The following is a 19404-nucleotide window of genomic DNA, read 5'->3' on the forward strand; positions in this document are numbered from 1 at the left end:
CATGGCACGTTTCTTCATCGATCGCCCCGTCTTCGCGTGGGTGATCGCCATCTTCATCATGCTGGGCGGCCTGTTCGCGATCCGCGCGCTGCCCGTGGCGCAGTACCCGGACATCGCGCCGCCCGTCGTCAGCATCTATGCGGCGTACCCGGGCGCGTCAGCGCAAGTCGTCGAGGAATCGGTGACCGCGCTGATCGAGCGCGAAATGAACGGCGCGCCGGGATTGCTGTATACGTCCGCGACGAGCAGCGCCGGGGCGGCGTCGCTGTACCTGACGTTCAAGCAGGGCGTGAACGCCGATCTCGCGGCCGTGGAAGTGCAGAACCGGCTGAAGACGGTCGATGCGCGCCTGCCCGAGCCCGTGCGCCGCGACGGCATCCAGGTCGAGAAGGCCGCCGACAACATCCAGCTCGTCGTGTCGCTGACGTCCGACGACGGCCGGATGACCGACGTGCAACTCGGCGAGTATGCGTCGGCGAACGTCGTGCAGGCGCTGCGCCGCGTCGAGGGTGTCGGCAAGGTGCAGTTCTGGGGCGCCGAATACGCGATGCGGATCTGGCCCGACCCGGTGAAGCTGGCCGGGCACGGCCTCACCGCGTCGGACATCGCGTCGGCCGTGCGCGCGCACAACGCGCGCGTGACGATCGGCGACATCGGCCGCAGCGCGGTGCCGGACAGCGCGCCGATCGCGGCGACCGTGTTCGCGGACGCGCCGCTGAAGACGCCGGCCGATTTCGGCGCGATCGCGCTGCGCGCGCGGCCGGACGGCTCCGCGCTGTTCCTGCGCGACGTCGCGCGCATCGAATTCGGCGGCAACGACTACAACTATCCGTCGTACGTGAACGGCAAGGTCGCGACCGGGATGGGCATCAAGCTCGCGCCGGGCTCGAACGCGGTGTCCACCGAGAAGCGCGTGCGCGCGACGATGGACGAGCTGTCGAAGTACTTTCCGCCGGGCGTGAAATACCAGATCCCGTACGAGACGTCGTCGTTCGTGCGCGTGTCGATGAACAAGGTCGTCACGACGCTGATCGAGGCCGGCGTGCTGGTGTTCCTGGTGATGTTCCTGTTCATGCAGAACCTGCGCGCGACGCTGATTCCGACGCTCGTCGTGCCGGTCGCGCTCGCGGGCACGTTCGGCGTGATGTACGCGGCCGGCTTCTCGATCAACGTGCTGACGATGTTCGGGATGGTGCTCGCGATCGGCATCCTCGTCGACGACGCGATCGTCGTCGTCGAGAACGTCGAGCGGCTGATGGTCGAGGAAGGGCTCGGGCCGTACGACGCGACCGTCAAGGCGATGCGGCAAATCAGCGGCGCGATCGTCGGGATCACCGTGGTGCTCACGTCGGTGTTCGTGCCGATGGCGTTCTTCGGCGGCGCGGTGGGCAACATCTATCGGCAGTTCGCGCTGTCGCTCGCGGTGTCGATCGGCTTCTCGGCCTTCCTCGCGCTGTCGCTGACGCCCGCGCTGTGCGCGACGCTGCTCAAGCCGGTGTCCGGCGACCATCACGAGAAGCGCGGCTTCTTCGGCGGGTTCAACCGCTTCGTCGCGCGGGCGACGCAGCGCTACGCGACGCGGGTCGGCGCGATGCTGAAGAAGCCGGTACGCTGGCTCGTCGTGTACGGCGCGCTGACCGCGGCCGCCGCGCTGATGCTCACGCAACTGCCGACCGCGTTCCTGCCGGACGAGGATCAGGGCAACTTCATGGTGATGGTGATCCGCCCGCAAGGCACGCCGCTCGCGGAAACGATGCAGAGCGTGCGCGAAGTGGAGTCGGCCATCCGCCGCGACGAGCCGGCCGCCTATACCTATGCGCTCGGCGGCTTCAACCTGTACGGCGAAGGGCCGAACGGCGGGATGATCTTCGTCACGCTGAAGAACTGGAAGGCGCGCAAGGCCGCGCGCGATCACGTGCAAGCGATCGTCGCGCGCATCAACGAACGCTTCGCGGGCACGCCGAACACGACGGTGTTCGCGATGAACTCGCCGGCGCTGCCCGATCTCGGTTCGTCGAGCGGCTTCGACTTCCGGCTGCAGAACCGCGGCGGGCTCGACTACGCGACGTTCAGCGCCGCGCGCGAGCAACTGCTCGCGGCGGGCGGCAAGGATCGTGCGCTCACCGATCTGATGTTCGCGGGCACGCAGGACGCGCCGCAACTGAAGCTCGACATCGATCGCGCGAAGGCGTCCGCGCTCGGCGTGTCGATGGACGAGATCAACACGACGCTCGCGGTGATGTTCGGCTCCGACTATATCGGCGACTTCATGCACGGCACGCAGGTGCGGCGCGTGATGGTGCAGGCCGACGGGCGGCACCGGCTCGATCCTGACGACGTGAAGAAGCTGCGCGTGCGCAATGCGCGCGGCGAGATGGTGCCGCTCGCGGCGTTCACGACGCTGCACTGGACGCTCGGGCCGCCGCAGCTCACGCGCTACAACGGTTACCCGTCGTTCACGATCAACGGCTCGGCCGCGGCCGGCCACAGCAGCGGCGAGGCGATGAGCGCGATCGAGCGGATCGCCGCGAAACTGCCGGCCGGCATCGGCTATGCGTGGTCGGGTCAGTCGTTCGAGGAGCGGCTGTCGGGCGCGCAGGCGCCGATGCTGTTCGCGCTGTCGGTGCTGGTCGTGTTCCTCGCGCTCGCGGCGCTCTACGAGAGCTGGTCGATTCCGTTCGCGGTGATGCTGGTCGTGCCGCTCGGCGTGATCGGCGCGGTGCTCGGCGTCACGCTGCGCGCGATGCCGAACGACATCTATTTCAAGGTGGGGTTGATCGCGACGATCGGGCTGTCCGCGAAGAACGCGATCCTGATCGTCGAAGTCGCGAAGGATCTCGTCGCGCAGCGCATGTCGCTCGTCGACGCGGCGCTCGAGGCCGCGCGCCTGCGGCTGCGGCCGATCGTGATGACGTCGCTCGCGTTCGGCGTCGGCGTGCTGCCGCTCGCGTTCGCATCGGGCGCCGCGTCCGGCGCGCAGACGGCGATCGGCACCGGCGTGCTCGGCGGCGTGATCACGGCGACCGTGCTCGCGGTGTTTCTCGTCCCGCTGTTTTTCGTGATCGTCGGCCGCCTGTTCGACGTCGGCCCGCGCCGGCGCGGCGGCGCGCAGCCGACGACGATGGAGGGTTCGCAACCATGATGTTCGCGCTGAATGCACGCGTCGCGCGGCGGCTTCCGGCGGCGCTGGCCGCCGCGCTCGCGCTCGCCGGGTGCTCGCTCGCGCCGCGTTACGAGCGCCCGGCGGCGCCGGTGCCGGCGACCTATGCGCCGGTCGACGGCGGTACGACACCGGCCGGCGCGTTGGCCGCGGCGCAGGATGCGGCGCTGCTCGACGACTGGCATGCGTATTTCACCGATCCGGCGCTGCAGGCGTGGATCGACGCGGCGCTCGCGAACAATCGCGACCTGCGGATCGCGGCCGGCCGGCTCGAGGAAGCGCGCGCGCTGTACGGCGTGCAGCGTGCGGACCTGATGCCGTCGGTCGATGCGAATCTCGGCTATGAACGCGCGCGCCAGTACGATCCGGTCGTGCGCGAAAGCGCGATCAGCGGGCTGTACCGCGCGGGCGTCGGCGTCAGCGCATACGAGCTCGACCTGTTCGGCCGCGTGCGCAACCTGTCCGACGCGGCGCTCGCCGAATATTTCGCGACGGCCGACGCGCAGCGCACGGTCCGCATCGGCGTGATCGCCGAAGTGGCGGGCGCGTACGTTTCGGAACGATCGTTGCACGAGCAACTGGCGCTCGCTCAGCGCACGCTCGATGCGCGCGAGCGGATGGCCGCGCTCACGCAACGCCGCTATGCGGCCGGCACGAGCGACGCGATCGAGCTGCGCTCGGCCGAGATGCTGGTGGCGTCCGCGCGCGCGTCGCAGGCCGCGCTGCAGCGCGAGCATGCGCAGGCCGTACGGGCGCTGCAATTGCTGGCGGGCGACTTCGCGCGCCACGTGCCCGACGGCCCGAGCGCGCTCGACGCGCTGTCGATCGCGCCCGTGGCGCCCGGTGCGCCGAGCGCATTGCTCGAACGGCGGCCGGACATCCGGCAGGCCGAGGCACGGCTGAAGGCCGCGAACGCGAACATTGGCGCGGCGCGCGCGGCGTTCTTCCCGCGCATCGCGCTGACGACGGACTACGGCTCGGTGAGCGACGCGTTCTCGAGCCTGTTCGCGGCTGGCACGAGCGTGTGGACGTTCGCGCCGCGCATCACGCTGCCGATTTTCGCGGGCGGCCGCAATCGCGCGAACCTCGACGTCGCCAACGCACGCAAGGACATCGCCGTTGCCGAATACGAGAAGGCGGTGCAGACCGCGTTTCGCGAAGTGGCCGATGCGTTCGCCGCGCGCGACTGGATCGACCGGCAGCTCGCCGCGCAGCAGGATGTATATGAGGCGGACGGCGCGCGGCTGAAGCTGGCGGAGCGTCGCTACGCGGGCGGCGTCGCGACTTATCTCGAACTGCTCGACGCCCAGCGCAGCACGTACGAGTCGGGGCAGGAACTGATCCGGCTCAGGCAGCTCAAGCTCGCGAACGCGATCGCGCTGTACCGTGCGCTCGGCGGCGGCTGGGCGCCGGCAACGGCGGAGGCCGCGGCTTCCGCGTGACGTGCGATTCGTCGCCCGACGCCGCGTGTCGGGCGACTTCACGGCGGCCACGCGCTTCGACGTTCGGCCGCCGCTTCGACAGGGCGTACCGCCCGCCGTGCCGCCGATCGCGATCGGCGCCTCCTTTCGCCGTTCGGCGGACCGTCTCCGCGCTTTTTCATTTCGCCCAATCCGGCATGCCAGCCGCGTTCCAGCGGCCGCGCCTGCATGCGGTTTCACGATCGGCAATTGACGATCGAATTAATCAATGCATTGGAATTAATGGCGGCGACAAAGTGTCGCGGTAAAACGTTTGTATGCTTTTCGCAATCGTTTGCGCGATAAATCCATGTCGATGGAATGCCGTCGTTAATTTCCTGTCAGTTGAAAATGGCGTGATATTCGCGTTGCGATATGACAACGGTGGCGGCTTTGGACAATGTTTTGTCTTTTGAATGGTGCTCCCGTGCAACCCAATGCAGGCAAGGATGAGCAGCGCGCCAGAGATTGTCGGCAAGAAATTTCCTTAATCTTCAACAATTTCCGAAAAATAAAAAAGGACTGCGGATGAAAAGGCGGGAATTGAAAATGGAAAGGAAGGAATGAAGTTTTAGAGGGGTAAATCGAACATTGTCAGATGTATTTGACAATGATTTACAGAAATCTTTCGCGGTTATCTCGATAATGCCGCCTCGTGACGGACGGGAGCCACCACACGCTGCCGTTTGCGTCCGCCACGTCATTCATTCCATTTGCACTCCTTACGGGAAACTTCATGAAAAAAACCATCCTGACCGCTGTCGCACTCGCGGCCCTGTCCACCTCGGCCTTCGCGGCGGGCACCGGCACGATCAACTTCACCGGCGAGATCGTCGCGGGCGCATGCGGCATCGACTCGGGCTCGGTCAACCAGACCGTGAACCTCGGCAAGGTGCCGACCAACGTGTTCAAGCAGGCCGGCGACAAGTCCACGCCGACCAACTTCGACATCAAGCTGACCGATTGCGACACCAGCGTCGCGAAGAACGCGTACTTCACGTTCACGGGTACGTCGAGCGCCGGCCAGCCGAAGCTGCTCGCCACGATCGGTTCGGCAACCAACGTCGGCATCCGCCTGCAGGCCGCGTCGGGCGAGTACCTCGACAACGGCGCCGAGCAGAAGGCGCCGACGGTGCTGCAGAACGGCACGAACATCGCGCGCTTCGCGGCGATGTACGAAGCGACGGCAGCCGGCGTGACGCCGGGTACCGCGGACGGCGTCGCGAACTTCACGGTCCGCTACCAGTAAGCGTCCGTACCGGAGGAGGGAGGCGTGCATCCCTTCCTCCGTCATCTTCCCCCCGTTTTCCTTCTCCCTGGACTCCCGGTAGCGCCGCGTGCGAATCAGACATTCCTTCCTTTGCGTCTCCGTGCTGGTCGTCGGCAGCCAGAGCCAGGCGACGGAATTCAATTCGTCGTTCCTCGACATCGGCGGTACGAACAACGTCGACCTGTCGCAGTTCTCGCAGCCCGACTTCACGTTGCCGGGCGAATACATGCTCGACGTGCAGGTCAACGACCTGTTCTACGGGCTGCAATCGATCGAGTTCATCGCGCTCGACGCATCGGGCGCGGGCAAGCCGTGCCTGCGGCCGGAGCTCGTCGCGCAGTTCGGGCTGAAGCCGTCGCTCGTGAAGGATCTGCCGCGCTTCCAAGGCGGGCGTTGCGTCGACCTCGGCGCGATCGAGGGCGCGACCGTGCGTTACCTGAAAAGCGACGGGCGGCTCAAGATCACGATTCCGCAGGCCGCGCTCGAGTTCACCGATTCGACCTACCTGCCGCCGGCGCGCTGGTCCGAAGGCATTCCGGGTGCGATGCTCGACTATCGCGTGATCGCGAACACGAACCGCAACTTCGGCTCGGGCGGCGGGCAGACGAATTCGATCCAGGCCTACGGGACGGTCGGCGCGAACTGGAATGCGTGGCGCTTTCGCGGCGACTACCAGGCGCAATCGAACGTGGGGAACACCGCGTACGCGGACCGCACGTTCCGCTTCAGCCGGCTGTATGCCTTTCGCGCGCTGCCGTCGATCGAATCGACGGTGACGTTCGGCGACGACTACCTGAGCTCCGACATTTTCGACACGTTCGCGCTGACGGGTGCGTCGATCCGCAGCGACGACCGCATGCTGCCGCCGTCGCTGCGCGGCTATGCGCCGCTGATCTCGGGTGTCGCGCGCACCAACGCGACCGTGACGGTGTCGCAGGCCGGCCGCGTGCTGTACGTGACGCGCGTGTCGCCGGGCGCGTTCGCGCTGCAGAACATCAACACGAGCGTGCAGGGCACGCTCGACGTGGCGGTCGAGGAAGAGGACGGCAGCGTGCAGCGCTTCCAGGTGACGACGGCCGCCGTGCCGTTCCTCGCGCGCACCGGGCAGTTGCGCTACAAGGCCGCGGTCGGCAAGCCGCGCCTGTTCGGCGGCGCCGGCATCGCGCCGTTCTTCGGCTTCGGCGAGATCGCGTACGGGCTGCCGTTCGACATCACCGCCTATGGCGGCTTCATCGCCGCGTCGGGCTACACGTCGGTCGCGCTCGGCGTCGGCCGCGATTTCGGCGCGTTCGGCGCGGTGTCGGCCGACGTCACGCATGCTCGGGCGCGCCTGTGGTGGAACGGCGCGACACGCAACGGCAACTCGTATCGCATCAACTATTCGAAGCACTTCGACGGGCTCGATGCCGACGTGCGCTTCTTCGGCTACCGCTTCTCCGAGCGCGAGTACACGAACTTCGCGCAATTCTCGGGCGATCCGACCGCGTACGGCCTCGCCAACAGCAAGCAGCGCTATTCGGCGACGCTGTCGAAGCGCTTCGGCGACACGTCGACCTATTTCTCGTACGACCAGACGACCTACTGGGCGCGTGCGTCCGAGCAGCGGGTCGGCCTGACGCTCACGCGTGCGTTCTCGATCGGCACGCTGCGCAACCTGAACGTCAGCGTGTCGGCATTTCGCACGCAGAGCGCGGGCGCGAGCGGCAACCAGTTCTCGGTCACCGCGACGCTGCCGATCGGCGGCCGCCACACCGTCACGTCGAACCTGACGACGGGCAGCGGCAGCACCAGCGTGAACGCCGGCTACATCTACGACGATCCGGCCGGCCGCACGTATCAGGTCAATGCGGGCGAGACCGACGGGCGTGCATCGGCGAACGCGAGCTTCCGCCAGCGCACGTCGGCGTACCAGCTCACCGCGCAGGCATCGACGCTCGCCAATGCGTATGCGGCCGCGTCGCTCGAGGTCGACGGCTCGTTCGTCGCGACGCAGTACGGCGTGTCGGCGCACGCGAACGGCAATGCGGGCGACACGCGGCTGCTGGTGTCGACCGACGGCGTGCCCGACGTGCCGCTGTCAGGCACGCTTGCGCATACCGATTCGCGCGGCTACGCGGTGCTCGACGGTATCTCGCCGTACAACGTGTACGACGCGACCGTCAACGTCGAGAAGCTGCCGCTCGAAGTGCAGGTGACGAACCCGATCCAGCGCATGGTGCTGACCGACGGCGCGATCGGCTTCGTCGAATTCTCCGCCGCGCGCGGCAGCAATCTGTACCTGACGCTGACCGACGCGGCCGGCAAGCCGCTGCCGTTCGGCGCGTCGGTGCAGGACGCGGCGAACGGCAAGGAACTCGGCATCGTCGGCGAGGGCGGTGCGGCGTTCCTGACCCAGGTTCAGCCGAAATCCATGCTGGCGGTGCGAGCGGGCGAACGGACGCTCTGCACGATCGACGCACTGCCGAGCCAGCTCCAACTCGAAGGCACGCCGATTCCGGTGACGTGCCGGACGCCCGGCGAGTCGCATGCGGCGGCCGCGCGCGTCGAACGATGATTTCACGGATCCAGCGATGAACAATTCCTTTGCCCTTTCTTTCCCGCGGCGCGCGCTGTGCGCGCTCGCGGCCGCCGGCGCGCTGCTCGCGGGCGCCGCCCATGCGGCGATCGTGCCCGATCGCACGCGCGTGATCTTCAACGAAGGCGAACAGGCCGCGATCGTGACGATCACCAACAAGAGCACGACGTATCCGTATCTCGTGCAGTCGTGGCTGGAGGACGCGAAGGGCAACAGGGTCACGTCGCCGCTGATGGTCGTGCCGCCGCTGCAGCGCGTCGAGGCGAACGAGCGCAACGTGCTGCGGATCGCGAAGCTGCCGGGCGCCGAGCTACCGGCCGATCGCGAAACGGTGTTCTATCTGAACATCCGCGAAGTGCCGCCGAAGACCGACACGCCGAACACGCTGCAGATCGCGCTGCATACGCAGATGAAGCTGTTCTACCGGCCGAAGGCCGTGCAGCCCGCCCGCGACGAGGACTGGACGCTGCCGATGACGCTGCGCGTCGACGCGGCCGCGCACAGGCTGGTGTTCGACAACCCGACGCCGTACCACGTGACGGTCGTCGACGTGAGCGCGGGCGCGCAGAAGACGCCGGTGCCGATCGAGCCGGTGATGGTGAGCCCGATGAGCACGGCCGACGTGCCGTTCAAGGCGGCGACGCCGTCGACGCTGTTCGTCACGCATATCGACGATTACGGCGGCCAGGTGGCGGTCGAATATGCGTGCGACGCGGGTGTGTGCAAGAGCGTGAAGCGATGAGCGCGGGCATGCGTCAACAGGTGTCGCCGGCGGCATGGTTGCGCTGGGTCGTCCTCGCGCTGCTGGTCGCGGCGGTGCAGCCGGCGTGGGCGCTGCGCTGCCTGACCAACAGCGGCGCGACGTCGTTGACCGAGCCGATCGGCGGCGTGGCGTCGTACCCGACCGATGCGCCGGACGGCTACGTGATCTGGGTGTCGCCGGTGCGCACGACGTCGGGGTATTGCTACAAGGATCTGGGTGACGCCGGCAGCCTGAAGGTCGTCGACAACATTTACTTCTACGCGAATCCGAATCGCACGGACCCTGCAGCATGGGGGCTCGAGATCGGCATCCGTTACAAGGGCGTCGATTATTTCGACAAGACCAGCAATCGCGGCGGCGGGGTGTTTACCGGGTATGCGGTGCCGCCGTGCAGCCGGTACGACTTCGATCGGGGGCGTTGCCAGCGGACGAACATCAGCATCGACTACCAGGTCGTCGTGCGCAAGAAGGGCAACTGGGTCCAGCCGCCGAGCGACATCTACACGGTATTCCAGTTCGACGGCGAATTCGGACTGAATGCGTTCGGCACGAGTTTCCAGTACCGCCTGAGCGGCCTGCGCAACCTCAAGCCGACGCCGTGCTTCGTCGACGTGCTGGTGACGCCCGAACCGGGCATCGTCAATTTCGGACAGGTGCAGGCGGCCGGTAACGGCTTCCTGCCGGCGGTGCCGCGCAAGCGGTTCTCGTTGTCGTTGACCAAGAAGTGCAACGTCGCGGTGCGGGTGGACGGATATTTCGAAACGAGTTTTCCGGTCCAGAACGGTTTGCTGGTGCCGGCGAAGGACAGCAATTTCGGGATCGGCATCGAGGACAGCCAGGGCAGGGCCATTCCGTTCAACCAGCAGTTCACGCTGGCTCAGTTCGCGTCCAACGTGATGAATCAGAGCGTGTTGATGGACGCGGTGCTGAAGTCGTTCGGTCCGCCGAAGATCGGACGATTCGACGCGACGGCGACGATTCGGTTGTTTATCTACTGACGGCGGCGGGCGCGGCCGAAGCGGCTGCACGCGGAGCAAGGGAAACGCCGGCGTGTCGCGTTTTTTCAAACTCGCCGCCAGATGGTGGGGGCCGGATGCGTCCCATCCGTCAAAACATGGATTCCGTCGATTGTTCAGACAAATCCCGACAACCGGAAGGGTCATCGTGTAATCGGATTGAGAATGATTTGCGTTTACGTTAAATTGCGCTATCTCGGAATTTGACGGAGCAGATCGATGGCGATGGCGGAAGTGCTCGACCGACCGGCGGCGGCAGCGGCGAACCCGTTCCTCGGCAGTTATCCGGACCTGCCGCCGCGCGCCGCGCCTCGTGCGCGCCGGGCGGCCGAGCCCCGTGCGCAGGGCGCGCTGCTCGACGTGCTGATCTCGCATCGCGCGATGCTCGTCAACGTCGCGCGCGGCTTCGTCGGCTGCGCGAGCCGCGCGGAGGACGTCGTGCACGACGTGTTCGTGAAGCTCGTCGAATTCCCGAACCAGGAGGCGGTGCGCCAACCGGTCGCGTACGTGACGCGAATGGTGCGCAATGCGTCGATCGACGCGTGCCGTCGGCAAAGCCTCGAAAACATCTATCACACGGAAGAGGACGACGGCTTCGACGTGCCGTCGCCCGAGCCGACGCCGGAAGCCGCGCTGATGACGCGCGACACGCTGCGGCGCGTGTGGGCCGCGCTCGACGACCTGCCGGCGCGCAGCCGGGCCGCATTCGAGATGGTGCGGCTGCGCGAGGAAACGCTGCAGACCGCGGCGCGCGCGCTGAACGTGTCGCAGACGCTCGTGCATTTCATGGTGCGCGACGCGGAGCGCCACTGCGCGGAATGCCTCGACGCGTGCCATCGCGGCGTCGCCTGCCCGGTGTTCCTGGGCGGCCGCGCGCGGCGGCGGTAAAAAAACGCGCCGGCCAACCGTCTATCAGACAGGAGCGGCCGAATTCGCCGCTCCGCCTCCTTCAACCGCCCAGCGATTTCCGATCATGACGCAAGCCCCGACGCCTTCCGCCGACACCGACGATCTCGTCTATACGGTCGTCATCAACGACGAAGAACAGTATTCGATCTGGCCGACGTTCCGGCCCGTGCCGGCCGGCTGGCGCGAAGTGGGCGTGAGCGGCCCGAAGGCTGACTGCCTCGCGCACATCGAGACCGTCTGGACCGACATGCGCCCCGCGAGCCTGCGCCGCGCGATGGACGGCGAGCGCGCGACGCGCGCGTCGTGACCCGTTGCGCCGCATGCGCGGCGCGCCACCTGAAGAGGACGTTGCATGACCCTGCTTTCGTTGCCGACGCTCGACGACCTGCGTATCGAGCCGGGACTGCCCACCGTCGTGTCGCCGCGCGGCAACGACGGGATGTCGATCGACGAGGTCGCGCCGCTCGCGCGCGAGATCGCGGCCGACACGCTCGAGAGGGCGGGCGGCGTGCTGTTCACGGGCTTTCGCGTGCCGTCGATCGACGCATTCCAGCAATTCGCGGCCTCGTTCGGCGATCCGCTGATCGGTTATGAATACGCGTCGACGCCGCGCAGCCAGGTCGAGGGCGCGGTCTACACGTCGACCGAATACCCGCCGCACCGCGCGATTCCGCTGCACAACGAGCAGTCGTACACGCGCGAATGGCCGCTGCGCATCTGGTTCCACTGCGCGCTCGCCGCGCCGAAGGGCGGGGCGACGCCGATCGCGGACAGCCGCGCCGTGTATCGCGCGCTCGATCCCGCGCTCGTCGCGCGCTTCGAGAAGCGCGAGCTGCTGTACGTGCGCAATTTCGGGCAGGGGCTCGACCTGCCGTGGCAGCAGTCGTTCGGCACCGACGAGCCGGCCGAGGTCGAGCGGATGTGCGCGGCGCGCGGGATCGAATGCGCATGGCGCACCGACGACGACGGCGAACTGCTGCTGCGCACGCGCGAACGCTGCCAGGCCGTCGCGCGTCATCCGCGCACGGGCGATCGCGTATGGTTCAACCAGGCGAACCTGTTTCACCTGTCGGCGCTCGACGACGACATGCAGGAAGCGCTCGTCGACGCGGTCGGGCTGGAGAACGTGCCGCGCAACGTGTATTACGGCGACGGCGAACCGCTCGAGGCCGACGCGCTCGCGCAGATCCGCGGCGTGCTCGACCAGCAGCGCATCGTGTTCCCGTGGCGCACCGGCGACGTGCTGATGCTCGACAACATGCTGACCGCGCATGCGCGCGACCCGTTCGAGGGGCCGCGCAAGGTCGTCGTCGCGATGGCGCAGAGTTATACGGTCCCGCGCGACCGAACGGAGGATTGATGACGCGTAGTACCGCCGCGCTTGCCGCGCGCGGGCTGTCGGTGGGATATCGCGACCATGTCGTGATCGACGGGCTGGACCTGTCGATCGCGGCCGGCCGCGTAACCGCGCTGTGCGGACCGAACGGCTGCGGCAAGAGCACGCTGCTGCGCACGCTGGCGGGCCTGCAGCCCGCGCGTGCCGGCCATGTCGAAGTGAACGGCCGGCCGCTCGCGTCGTTTCGCCGCCGCGCGCTCGCGCGCGAGCTGACGATGCTCGCGCAGTTCAACCAGATTCCGTCGGGCCTCACGGTGCGCGAACTCGTCGCGTACGGGCGCTATGCGTACGGCGGCTTCCTGCGCGGCCTGTCGCGGGCCGATCATGCGGCGATCGACGAGGCGCTCGACACGAGCGGCCTCGCGGGCGACGCGGAGCGCGACGTCGGCGCGCTGTCGGGCGGCGAACGCCAGCGCGCGTGGATCGCGATGGCGCTCGCGCAGCAGGCGCCGATCGTGCTGCTCGACGAACCGACGACCTACCTCGACATCCATCACCAGCTCGACATCCTCGATGCGCTGCGTGCGCTGAACCGCGCGCGCGGGCTGACGATCGTGTGGGTGCTGCACGACCTGAACCAGGCGGCCGCGTACAGCGACGAGATCGTGCTGATGCGCGCGGGTCGCCTCGTCGCGCAGGGCACGCCCGACGCGATGCTCGATCCGGCGCGGCTGCGTGCGGCGTTCGGCGTCGAGATGCTGAAGCTCGCGCATCCGCAGACGGGCGCGCCGATGTGCGTGCCGGCCTACGGGCCGACGGCCGACGGCGCGCCGCAGGCGGCCGGCGTTTTCGATCGGGATCTCGCGGTATGACGACGTTCGCGATGCGCAAGCGCCTCGCGGCGACGGGCAAGCGGGCGACCGCAGGGCGGGCCGGCGCGATTGCGCTCGGCCTCGTCGTGCTGATCGCGCTGCTCGCCGCGCTACGGATCGCCCCCGATCTGCGCGTGTGGTGGGACGCGGCGCCCGGCAGCGATGCCGCCGCGCTCGCGCACGTGTTCCTGTTCGACCTGAATCTGCCGCGCGTCGCGGCCGCGCTCGTCGCGGGCGGCTGCCTCGGCATCGCCGGCGCGTTGTTTCAATCGCTGACGCGCAACCCGCTCGCGTCGCCCGACCTGCTCGGCGTGACGGGCGGCGCCCAGCTCGGCCTGCTCGCGGCGATGCTGGTGCCGGCGTTGGCCGGTGTCGCGTCGGTGCCGCTGCTGTTCGTCTGCGGGCTCGCTGCCGCCGCGTGCGCGATCGTCGCGGCGGGCGGTTGGCGCGCGACGCCGTTGCGGCTCGTGCTCGCGGGCAGCGTGTGCATGCTGCTGTTCGCGGCGCTATCGACGCTCGTACTCGCGTTCTTCGAGCAGAACATCGCGGGCGCCGCGCTGTGGACCAACGGCAGCCTGTACCAGCCGGGCGCGACGGGCCTCGCGCTCGCCGCGCGCTGGCTCGTCGTGCCGCTCGTCGCGCTGCCGTTCGTGATCCGGCCGCTGAATCCGCTCACGCTCGGCGACGATGCGGCGGCCGCGGCCGGCGTGCGCGTCGATGCGACGCGGCTCGCCGCGACGATCGTCGCGGTCGCGTTCACGAGCGTGGCCGTCAGCATCGCGGGCCCGCTGTCGTACGTCGGCCTCGTCGCGCCGAACCTGCTGCGCCAGATCCGCGGCGCGCGTGCGGCGCGGCTCGGCGTGCTGGTGCCGCTGTCGGCGCTCGCCGGCGGCGCGCTCGTGCTCGTCACCGACAGCGCGGTGCTCGCGTCGGGCCTCGACGCGACGCTGTCGACCGGCGTCGCGATCGCGCTGGTCGGCACGCCGCTGATGCTCGCGATGATCCGGCGCGGCGCCGCGTGGTCGGGCGTGCTGCACGCGGATGCCGAACGCGCGGCGGGCGGCGGCTCGACGCGGCTCGTCGGCTGGCTCGAACGGCTCGGCTGGCCGCTGCGCACCGTGCTGTTCGTCGTGGCGGGCGTGCTGGTCGTTTTCGTCGGCGTGTCGGCCGGCCCCGAGTGGCTGTCGCCCGCGCGCTGGTCGGCCGCGCTGTCCGGTCACGATGCGCTCGCGCGCATGCTGATCGACCTGCGCATGCCGCGCCTGCTGTGCGCGCTGCTCGCCGGCGCGTTGCTGGCCGTCAGCGGCGTCGCGATGCAGAGCGTCGTACGCAATCCGCTCGCGGGCCCCGAAGTGCTCGGCGTCACGCAGGGCGCGGGGCTCGTCACGCTGTTCGCGCTGTCGACGTGGCCGCTGATGGGCCATGTGACGCTTGCCGCCGCCGCGCTGATCGGCGGCGGGCTGTCGCTCGCGATCACGCTCGCGCTGAATCACCGGCATCGCTACGCGCCGCTTGCGGTTGCGCTGACGGGCATCGTGATCGGCGCATTGTGGACGACGCTCGCGCAATGGCTGATCACGCAGGAAAGCGTGCAGCCCGCGCGCTTCGTCGTGTGGCTCGTCGGCGGCACGTATGGCCGCAGTTGGGGCGAGGTGTCGATGCTGCTGCCGTGGTGCGTGCTCGCGGTGCCGGTGTTCGCGTGGCTCGCGAAACCGCTCGACATGCTCGCGCTCGGTGACGATCAGGCGGCCGCGCTCGGCCTGCCGGTGGCCGCGCTGCGGCCGCTCGCGCTGACGATCGCGACGCTCGCGGCGTGCGCGGCCGTCGCGGCGGTCGGGCCGGTCGGCTTCATCGGGCTGATGGCGCCGCACGTCGCGACGATGCTCGGCGCGCGCCGGCATCGCACACGGCTGTGGCTCGCGGCGGCGTGCGGTGCGCTGATCCTCGGCGTCGCGGATCTCGCGGCGCGCACGGTCGTCGCGCCGCGCGAAGTGCCGGCCGGCGTGCTGACCGCGCTGATCGGCGCGCCGTACCTGCTCGGGCTGCTGATTCTCGAGGGGCGCCGCGCCCGGCGCGCGGGGCGATGACGCCCGCGCTCGACGGCGCGCGCGCCACGCGCTTTTCGGCGTTCGCGCCGCAACCGTTCGCCGAACATCTCGACGTCGTCTGGCTCGGCATGCCCGACGATGCGCACGTGCACGCGCCGGGCCGTATCGTCGTGCCCGTCGCCGAATTGCCCGCGCATCGCGACGCCGTGCTCGCCGCGATGGTCGACCATTACGGCGGCGATCCCGCGCAGCATGCGCGCGCGCTGATGTCGCAATGGAGCAAATACTATTTCGGCCGTGCGGCGCCGGCCGGCGTCGTCGCCGCGCTGACGCTCGGCCGGCCGCTCGACATGACGCCCGAGCGCACGTTCGTCGCGCTCGACGACGGGATGCCGGCCGCGCTGTATTTCGCGAACGATGCGCTCGGCGCGCCGTGCGACGAACCGGAGCCGCGCTATGCGGGGCTCATCGCGCATCTCGGCGCGGTGATCGAGCGGCTCGCGGCGATGGGCCGCGTCACGCCGCGCGTGCTGTGGAGCAACGCGGGCAACCTGCTCGACTATCTGCTCGATACGTATCGTTCGCTGCCGTGCGCGGCCGATCCCGTCCGCGATGCGGACTGGCTGTTCGGTTCGACCTGCGTGCGCGGCGAATCGAATCCGTTGCGCCAGCCCGTGCGCGATGCGGTGCCGCGCTCGCCGCTGCTGCCGACGCCGTTTCGCGCGCGCCGCGTGTGCTGCCTGCGCTACGAAATTCCTGGAGAAACGCAACTGTGTGGAAGCTGCCCCCTGCTACTGACGATGGACGACGCGGCGCTGGCCGAGCAGGACGCGTGCCGGTGACGCACGCCGGCCGCCGTCACGCGCTCGGCACGCTCGCGGCGGCACTCGGCGCCGCATGCTGTGGCGCGTTTTCCGCATTGGCCGCCGCGGCTTCCGTCGCCGGCGATGCACGTGGTACACAGGGCGCCGTGTCGCTGGCCGGCAATCCCGTCGTGTCGCAGGCCAGCGCGAAGATGCCCGTGCGGCCGCAGCGCGTGGTCGCGCTCGACTTCATGTTCGCGGAAAGCGTGATCGCGCTCGACCTCGTGCCGGTCGGGATGGCCGATACCGCGTTCTACCCGGGCTGGCTCGGTTATCGCAGCGAGCAGCTCGCGCACGTGACCGACATCGGCTCGCGGCAGGAGCCGGGGCTCGAGGCGATCGCGGCGGTCAAGCCGGACCTGATCATCGGCGTCGGTTTCCGGCATGCGCCGATCTTCGATGCGCTCGACCGGATCGCGCCGACGATCCTGTTCCAGTTCAGCCCGAACGTGTCCGAAGGCGGCGTGCCCGTCACGCAGCTCGACTGGATGCGCCAGATCTTCCGGACGATCGGTGCGGTCACGGGCCGCGACGCGCGCGCGCAGGCGGTCGAAGCGCAACTCGACGCCGGCATCGCGCGCAATGCGGCGCGGCTCGCGGCCGCGGGCCGCCACGGCGAGCGCGTCGCGCTGCTGCAGGATCTTGGCCTGCCCGACCGTTACTGGGCCTATACGGGCAACAGCACGTCGGCGGGCCTCGCGCGCGCGCTCGGGCTCGATCCGTGGCCGAAGAAGCCGACGCGGGAAGGCACGCTGTACGTGACGTCGGCCGATCTGCTGCGGCAGCGCGACCTGGCCGTGCTGTTCGTGACGGCGTCGGGGATGGACGTGCCGCTGTCGGCGAAGCTCGACTCGCCGGTGTGGCGTTTCGTGCCCGCGCTGAAGGCGCACCGGATCGCGCTGATCGAGCGCAATATCTGGGGGTTCGGCGGCCCGATGTCGGCGCTGAAGCTGGCCGACGTGATGACCGATACGATGCTGAAGCTGCCGGCCGTGCGTTGAGCGCGCGGCGCGCTTCGAGCCGCGGACGATGCTGCGTTTGACGAGCAGGGCGTTGCGACCGACCTCACGACGCGCGGTTTCCACCTTTCCTTTTCACCGCGCGTCAGCAACGTTCCCCGCTGAAACGACAATCGCCGACACACTGCCAATGAATGCAGCGTGCCGGCGATTTTTCTCGTCGACCGTCGTGTCGGGTTACGCGCTCAGCGCATCGACGCCATCCTGCGCACGCAGGCGCGCCGGCTGCGTGTCGCTGACGATGCGCCCGTTGTCGAGCTTCAGCAGGCGGTCGGCGAGATCGAAGTAGCGGTCGTCGTGCGTGATCACGATCACGGCCTTGCCGCGCGCGCGCAGCTCCGGCAGCAGTTGCTCGTAGAACACGGCCTTGAACGACGGATCCTGATCGGCCGCCCATTCGTCGAACAGGTAGAACGGACGATCCTCCAGATACGCGACGACGAGCGCGAGCCGCTTGCGCTGCCCGGTCGACAGCGCGCGCGTCGAGAACGCGCCGTCGACGACCTTCACCTTGTGGTCGAGCGCGAGTTTCGCGACGAGCGCGTTCGCCCGCGCATCGGCCTGCGCGCGCGACGGATCGTCGGGGTCGACGATGCCGAGTAGCGCATCGAACAGGTGGAAATCGTTGAACACCGCGCTGAAGCGCTGCCGGTAGGCCGCGCGCTCGCGCCAGCCGATCGTGCGGCCGTCGACCTCGATCGTGCCTTGCTCGGGCTCGTACAGCCCCGTCAGCACCTTCGCGAGCGTCGTCTTGCCGCTGCCGTTGCCGCCGACGATGAACACGAGCTCGCCCGGTTTGATCGTCAGGTCGATCGGCCCGATGCTGAACATCCGTTCGTCGCGTTCGTGGAAATACGCATGCGTGACGCCGCGCAGCGTGACGGCGCCGGCTGGCGGCACGTCGGGCGCATCGGCCGCGGGCGGCACCGTGCGCAGCGCGCCGAATTCGGCCATCACGCCTTCGATCCGCGTGAGCGACACGCGCGCCGCGTTGACGGTCGGCAAGTTGTTCAGCAGGCCGTCGAGCGGCACGAGCATGAACAGGAACACGACGACGTAGCCGGCGGCCGCGGCCGGGTCGGCATGCACGCCGAGCTGCGGCCAGAACGACGCGACGCCGAGAAACACGTAGAACAGGAAGATGATCCAGCCGACCCCGACCGCATACGCGCTGAACGCGCGGCGGCGGTGGTCGCGCACCTCGCCGATCGCGGCGCCGAGCTGGCCGTCGACGAACTGGCGGGCGCGCGCGTCGTGCAGCTTCAGCTCCTTCGCGCCGGAGAACAGCGAGCCGAGATAGCCGAACAGCCGGTCCTGCGCCTGGCCGGCGGCTTCGAGCGCCGCGATCGCGCGGCGGTCACCGGTGTGATAGCCGAGCGAGCCGGCGATGATCGCGGCCAGCGCCAGCAGGCACACGGGCCAGGACAGCCACGCCAGATAGCCGAGGCAGCCGAACACGATCGAGCCGTGCATGACCAGGTTCGGCAGCGCGAAGAACAGCATCGACACGTTGGTCGCGTCGTCGGTCAGCACCGACTGCACGGGCGCCGCGCCGATGCGCTCGATGTCGCGCAGTTCGGCCGCGCCGACGCGCCGCGCCAGATGCACGCGCAGCCGCGCCATCGTGTCCTGCGACAGCCGGGCGAACAGCGTGCCCGACACGATCCGCGTGACGAGCGCGATCACCGCGCACAGCGCGAAACGCCACGCGAGCGCCGCGTCGGCGGCGCCCGGTTGCGACAGCGCGCGGTTCAGCGTCGCGACGAGCAGCACGCTCGCGACGCCGTTCAGCACGCACGCGGTGAGCGCCAGCGTGAGCGACACGCGGCTTTCGCGCAGCAGCGCGAGGATCAGGCGCGCCGCGGGGCGGCCGGGGGAAGCGTCGAGGGACGGCGGGGAAGAAGGCTCGTGGGCGGCTGTCATCGGCAACGTCGGTAAAGGGAGGGCAGGCAATAACGCGAAAACGGCAAATCTGACGCGAAAGCGGCGGGCGGGGCGAGCCCCGTTGCGGCTTTCCTCCCTGATAGACGAACGGGCCGCGCAAATATTTAGTCCCGTCGTCAAAAAAAAGCGGTCGCACGCACTTTGCGCGCAAAACGGTAAAAAATCGGCT

At 68.8% G+C, this 19404-nt stretch carries 14 protein-coding genes; 13 read left to right on the top strand and 1 reads right to left on the bottom strand.

The window, feature by feature from the left end:
• The first annotated feature begins 1 nt into the window (after window position 1).
• The 13 genes from WS64_RS06885 (at window position 2) to WS64_RS06945 (ending at window position 17273) form a co-directional block, all read left to right on the top strand.
• Window positions 2-3142, top strand: coding sequence for a multidrug efflux RND transporter permease subunit (locus tag WS64_RS06885; RefSeq protein ID WP_060966080.1), 3141 nt, complete (start codon window positions 2-4; stop codon window positions 3140-3142).
• Window positions 3142-4602: an efflux transporter outer membrane subunit gene (locus tag WS64_RS06890; protein ID WP_060966906.1), complete on the top strand. Its 1461-nt coding sequence runs from the start codon at window positions 3142-3144 to the stop codon at window positions 4600-4602. Before WS64_RS06885 ends, WS64_RS06890 begins: the two co-directional genes overlap by 1 nt.
• Window positions 4603-5356: 754 nt before the next feature.
• Window positions 5357-5869: a fimbrial protein gene (locus WS64_RS06895; protein WP_059584116.1), complete on the top strand. Its 513-nt coding sequence runs from the start codon at window positions 5357-5359 to the stop codon at window positions 5867-5869.
• Between the two features lie 121 nt (window positions 5870-5990).
• The gene (locus WS64_RS06900; RefSeq protein ID WP_060966081.1) at window positions 5991-8444 is read left to right on the top strand and encodes a fimbria/pilus outer membrane usher protein; all 2454 of its coding nucleotides are present in this window, start codon (window positions 5991-5993) and stop codon (window positions 8442-8444) included.
• A gap of 16 nt (window positions 8445-8460) precedes the next feature.
• On the top strand, window positions 8461-9207 hold the full coding sequence (locus WS64_RS06905; RefSeq protein ID WP_060966907.1) for a fimbrial biogenesis chaperone: 747 nt from the start codon (window positions 8461-8463) through the stop codon (window positions 9205-9207).
• Window positions 9204-10226: a fimbrial protein gene (locus WS64_RS06910; protein ID WP_060966082.1), complete on the top strand. Its 1023-nt coding sequence runs from the start codon at window positions 9204-9206 to the stop codon at window positions 10224-10226. The genes WS64_RS06905 and WS64_RS06910 overlap by 4 nt, the downstream gene beginning before the upstream one ends.
• 237 nt (window positions 10227-10463) lie before the next feature.
• The gene (locus tag WS64_RS06915; protein ID WP_060966083.1) at window positions 10464-11132 is read left to right on the top strand and encodes an RNA polymerase factor sigma-70; all 669 of its coding nucleotides are present in this window, start codon (window positions 10464-10466) and stop codon (window positions 11130-11132) included.
• 85 nt (window positions 11133-11217) lie between these two features.
• Window positions 11218-11460, top strand: coding sequence for an MbtH family protein (locus tag WS64_RS06920; protein WP_006476052.1), 243 nt, complete (start codon window positions 11218-11220; stop codon window positions 11458-11460).
• Window positions 11461-11505: 45 nt separating this feature from the next.
• Window positions 11506-12513 carry a TauD/TfdA family dioxygenase gene (locus WS64_RS06925; RefSeq protein WP_059643292.1) on the top strand — a complete coding sequence of 336 codons (1008 nt, stop codon included), beginning with the start codon at window positions 11506-11508 and terminating at the stop codon, window positions 12511-12513.
• Window positions 12513-13361, top strand: coding sequence for an ABC transporter ATP-binding protein (locus tag WS64_RS06930; RefSeq protein WP_060966084.1), 849 nt, complete (start codon window positions 12513-12515; stop codon window positions 13359-13361). Before WS64_RS06925 ends, WS64_RS06930 begins: the two co-directional genes overlap by 1 nt.
• Entirely contained in the window at window positions 13358-15448 is a 2091-nt protein-coding gene (gene fhuB / locus WS64_RS06935; protein ID WP_060966085.1) for a Fe(3+)-hydroxamate ABC transporter permease FhuB, read from the top strand. The genes WS64_RS06930 and fhuB overlap by 4 nt, the downstream gene beginning before the upstream one ends.
• Window positions 15445-16251 carry a siderophore-iron reductase FhuF gene (fhuF, locus tag WS64_RS06940; protein ID WP_060966086.1) on the top strand — a complete coding sequence of 269 codons (807 nt, stop codon included), beginning with the start codon at window positions 15445-15447 and terminating at the stop codon, window positions 16249-16251. Before fhuB ends, fhuF begins: the two co-directional genes overlap by 4 nt.
• Window positions 16248-17273 (top strand): ABC transporter substrate-binding protein, encoded by a 1026-nt coding sequence (locus WS64_RS06945; protein WP_060966908.1) that lies wholly within the window; start codon window positions 16248-16250, stop codon window positions 17271-17273. Before fhuF ends, WS64_RS06945 begins: the two co-directional genes overlap by 4 nt.
• A gap of 195 nt (window positions 17274-17468) precedes the next feature.
• Here WS64_RS06945 and WS64_RS06950 read toward each other — a convergent pair whose 3' ends face one another.
• Window positions 17469-19214, bottom strand: coding sequence for a cyclic peptide export ABC transporter (locus WS64_RS06950; protein WP_059643301.1), 1746 nt, complete (start codon window positions 19212-19214; stop codon window positions 17469-17471).
• Window positions 19215-19404 lie beyond the last annotated feature (190 nt).

This window comes from Burkholderia anthina (assembly GCF_001547525.1).
Classification (GTDB): Bacteria; Pseudomonadota; Gammaproteobacteria; order Burkholderiales; family Burkholderiaceae; genus Burkholderia; species Burkholderia semiarida.

Coding starts and splice junctions, on each gene's coding strand:
- fhuF (WP_060966086.1), top strand. CDS start 15,445: ATGACGCCCGCGCTCGACGGCGCGCGCGCCACGCGCTTTTCGGCGTTC.
- WS64_RS06950 (WP_059643301.1), bottom strand. CDS start 19,214: ATGACAGCCGCCCACGAGCCTTCTTCCCCGCCGTCCCTCGACGCTTCC.
- WS64_RS06920 (WP_006476052.1), top strand. CDS start 11,218: ATGACGCAAGCCCCGACGCCTTCCGCCGACACCGACGATCTCGTCTAT.
- WS64_RS06915 (WP_060966083.1), top strand. CDS start 10,464: ATGGCGATGGCGGAAGTGCTCGACCGACCGGCGGCGGCAGCGGCGAAC.
- WS64_RS06895 (WP_059584116.1), top strand. CDS start 5,357: ATGAAAAAAACCATCCTGACCGCTGTCGCACTCGCGGCCCTGTCCACC.
- WS64_RS06885 (WP_060966080.1), top strand. CDS start 2: ATGGCACGTTTCTTCATCGATCGCCCCGTCTTCGCGTGGGTGATCGCC.
- fhuB (WP_060966085.1), top strand. CDS start 13,358: ATGACGACGTTCGCGATGCGCAAGCGCCTCGCGGCGACGGGCAAGCGG.
- WS64_RS06925 (WP_059643292.1), top strand. CDS start 11,506: ATGACCCTGCTTTCGTTGCCGACGCTCGACGACCTGCGTATCGAGCCG.
- WS64_RS06910 (WP_060966082.1), top strand. CDS start 9,204: ATGAGCGCGGGCATGCGTCAACAGGTGTCGCCGGCGGCATGGTTGCGC.
- WS64_RS06930 (WP_060966084.1), top strand. CDS start 12,513: ATGACGCGTAGTACCGCCGCGCTTGCCGCGCGCGGGCTGTCGGTGGGA.
- WS64_RS06890 (WP_060966906.1), top strand. CDS start 3,142: ATGTTCGCGCTGAATGCACGCGTCGCGCGGCGGCTTCCGGCGGCGCTG.
- WS64_RS06905 (WP_060966907.1), top strand. CDS start 8,461: ATGAACAATTCCTTTGCCCTTTCTTTCCCGCGGCGCGCGCTGTGCGCG.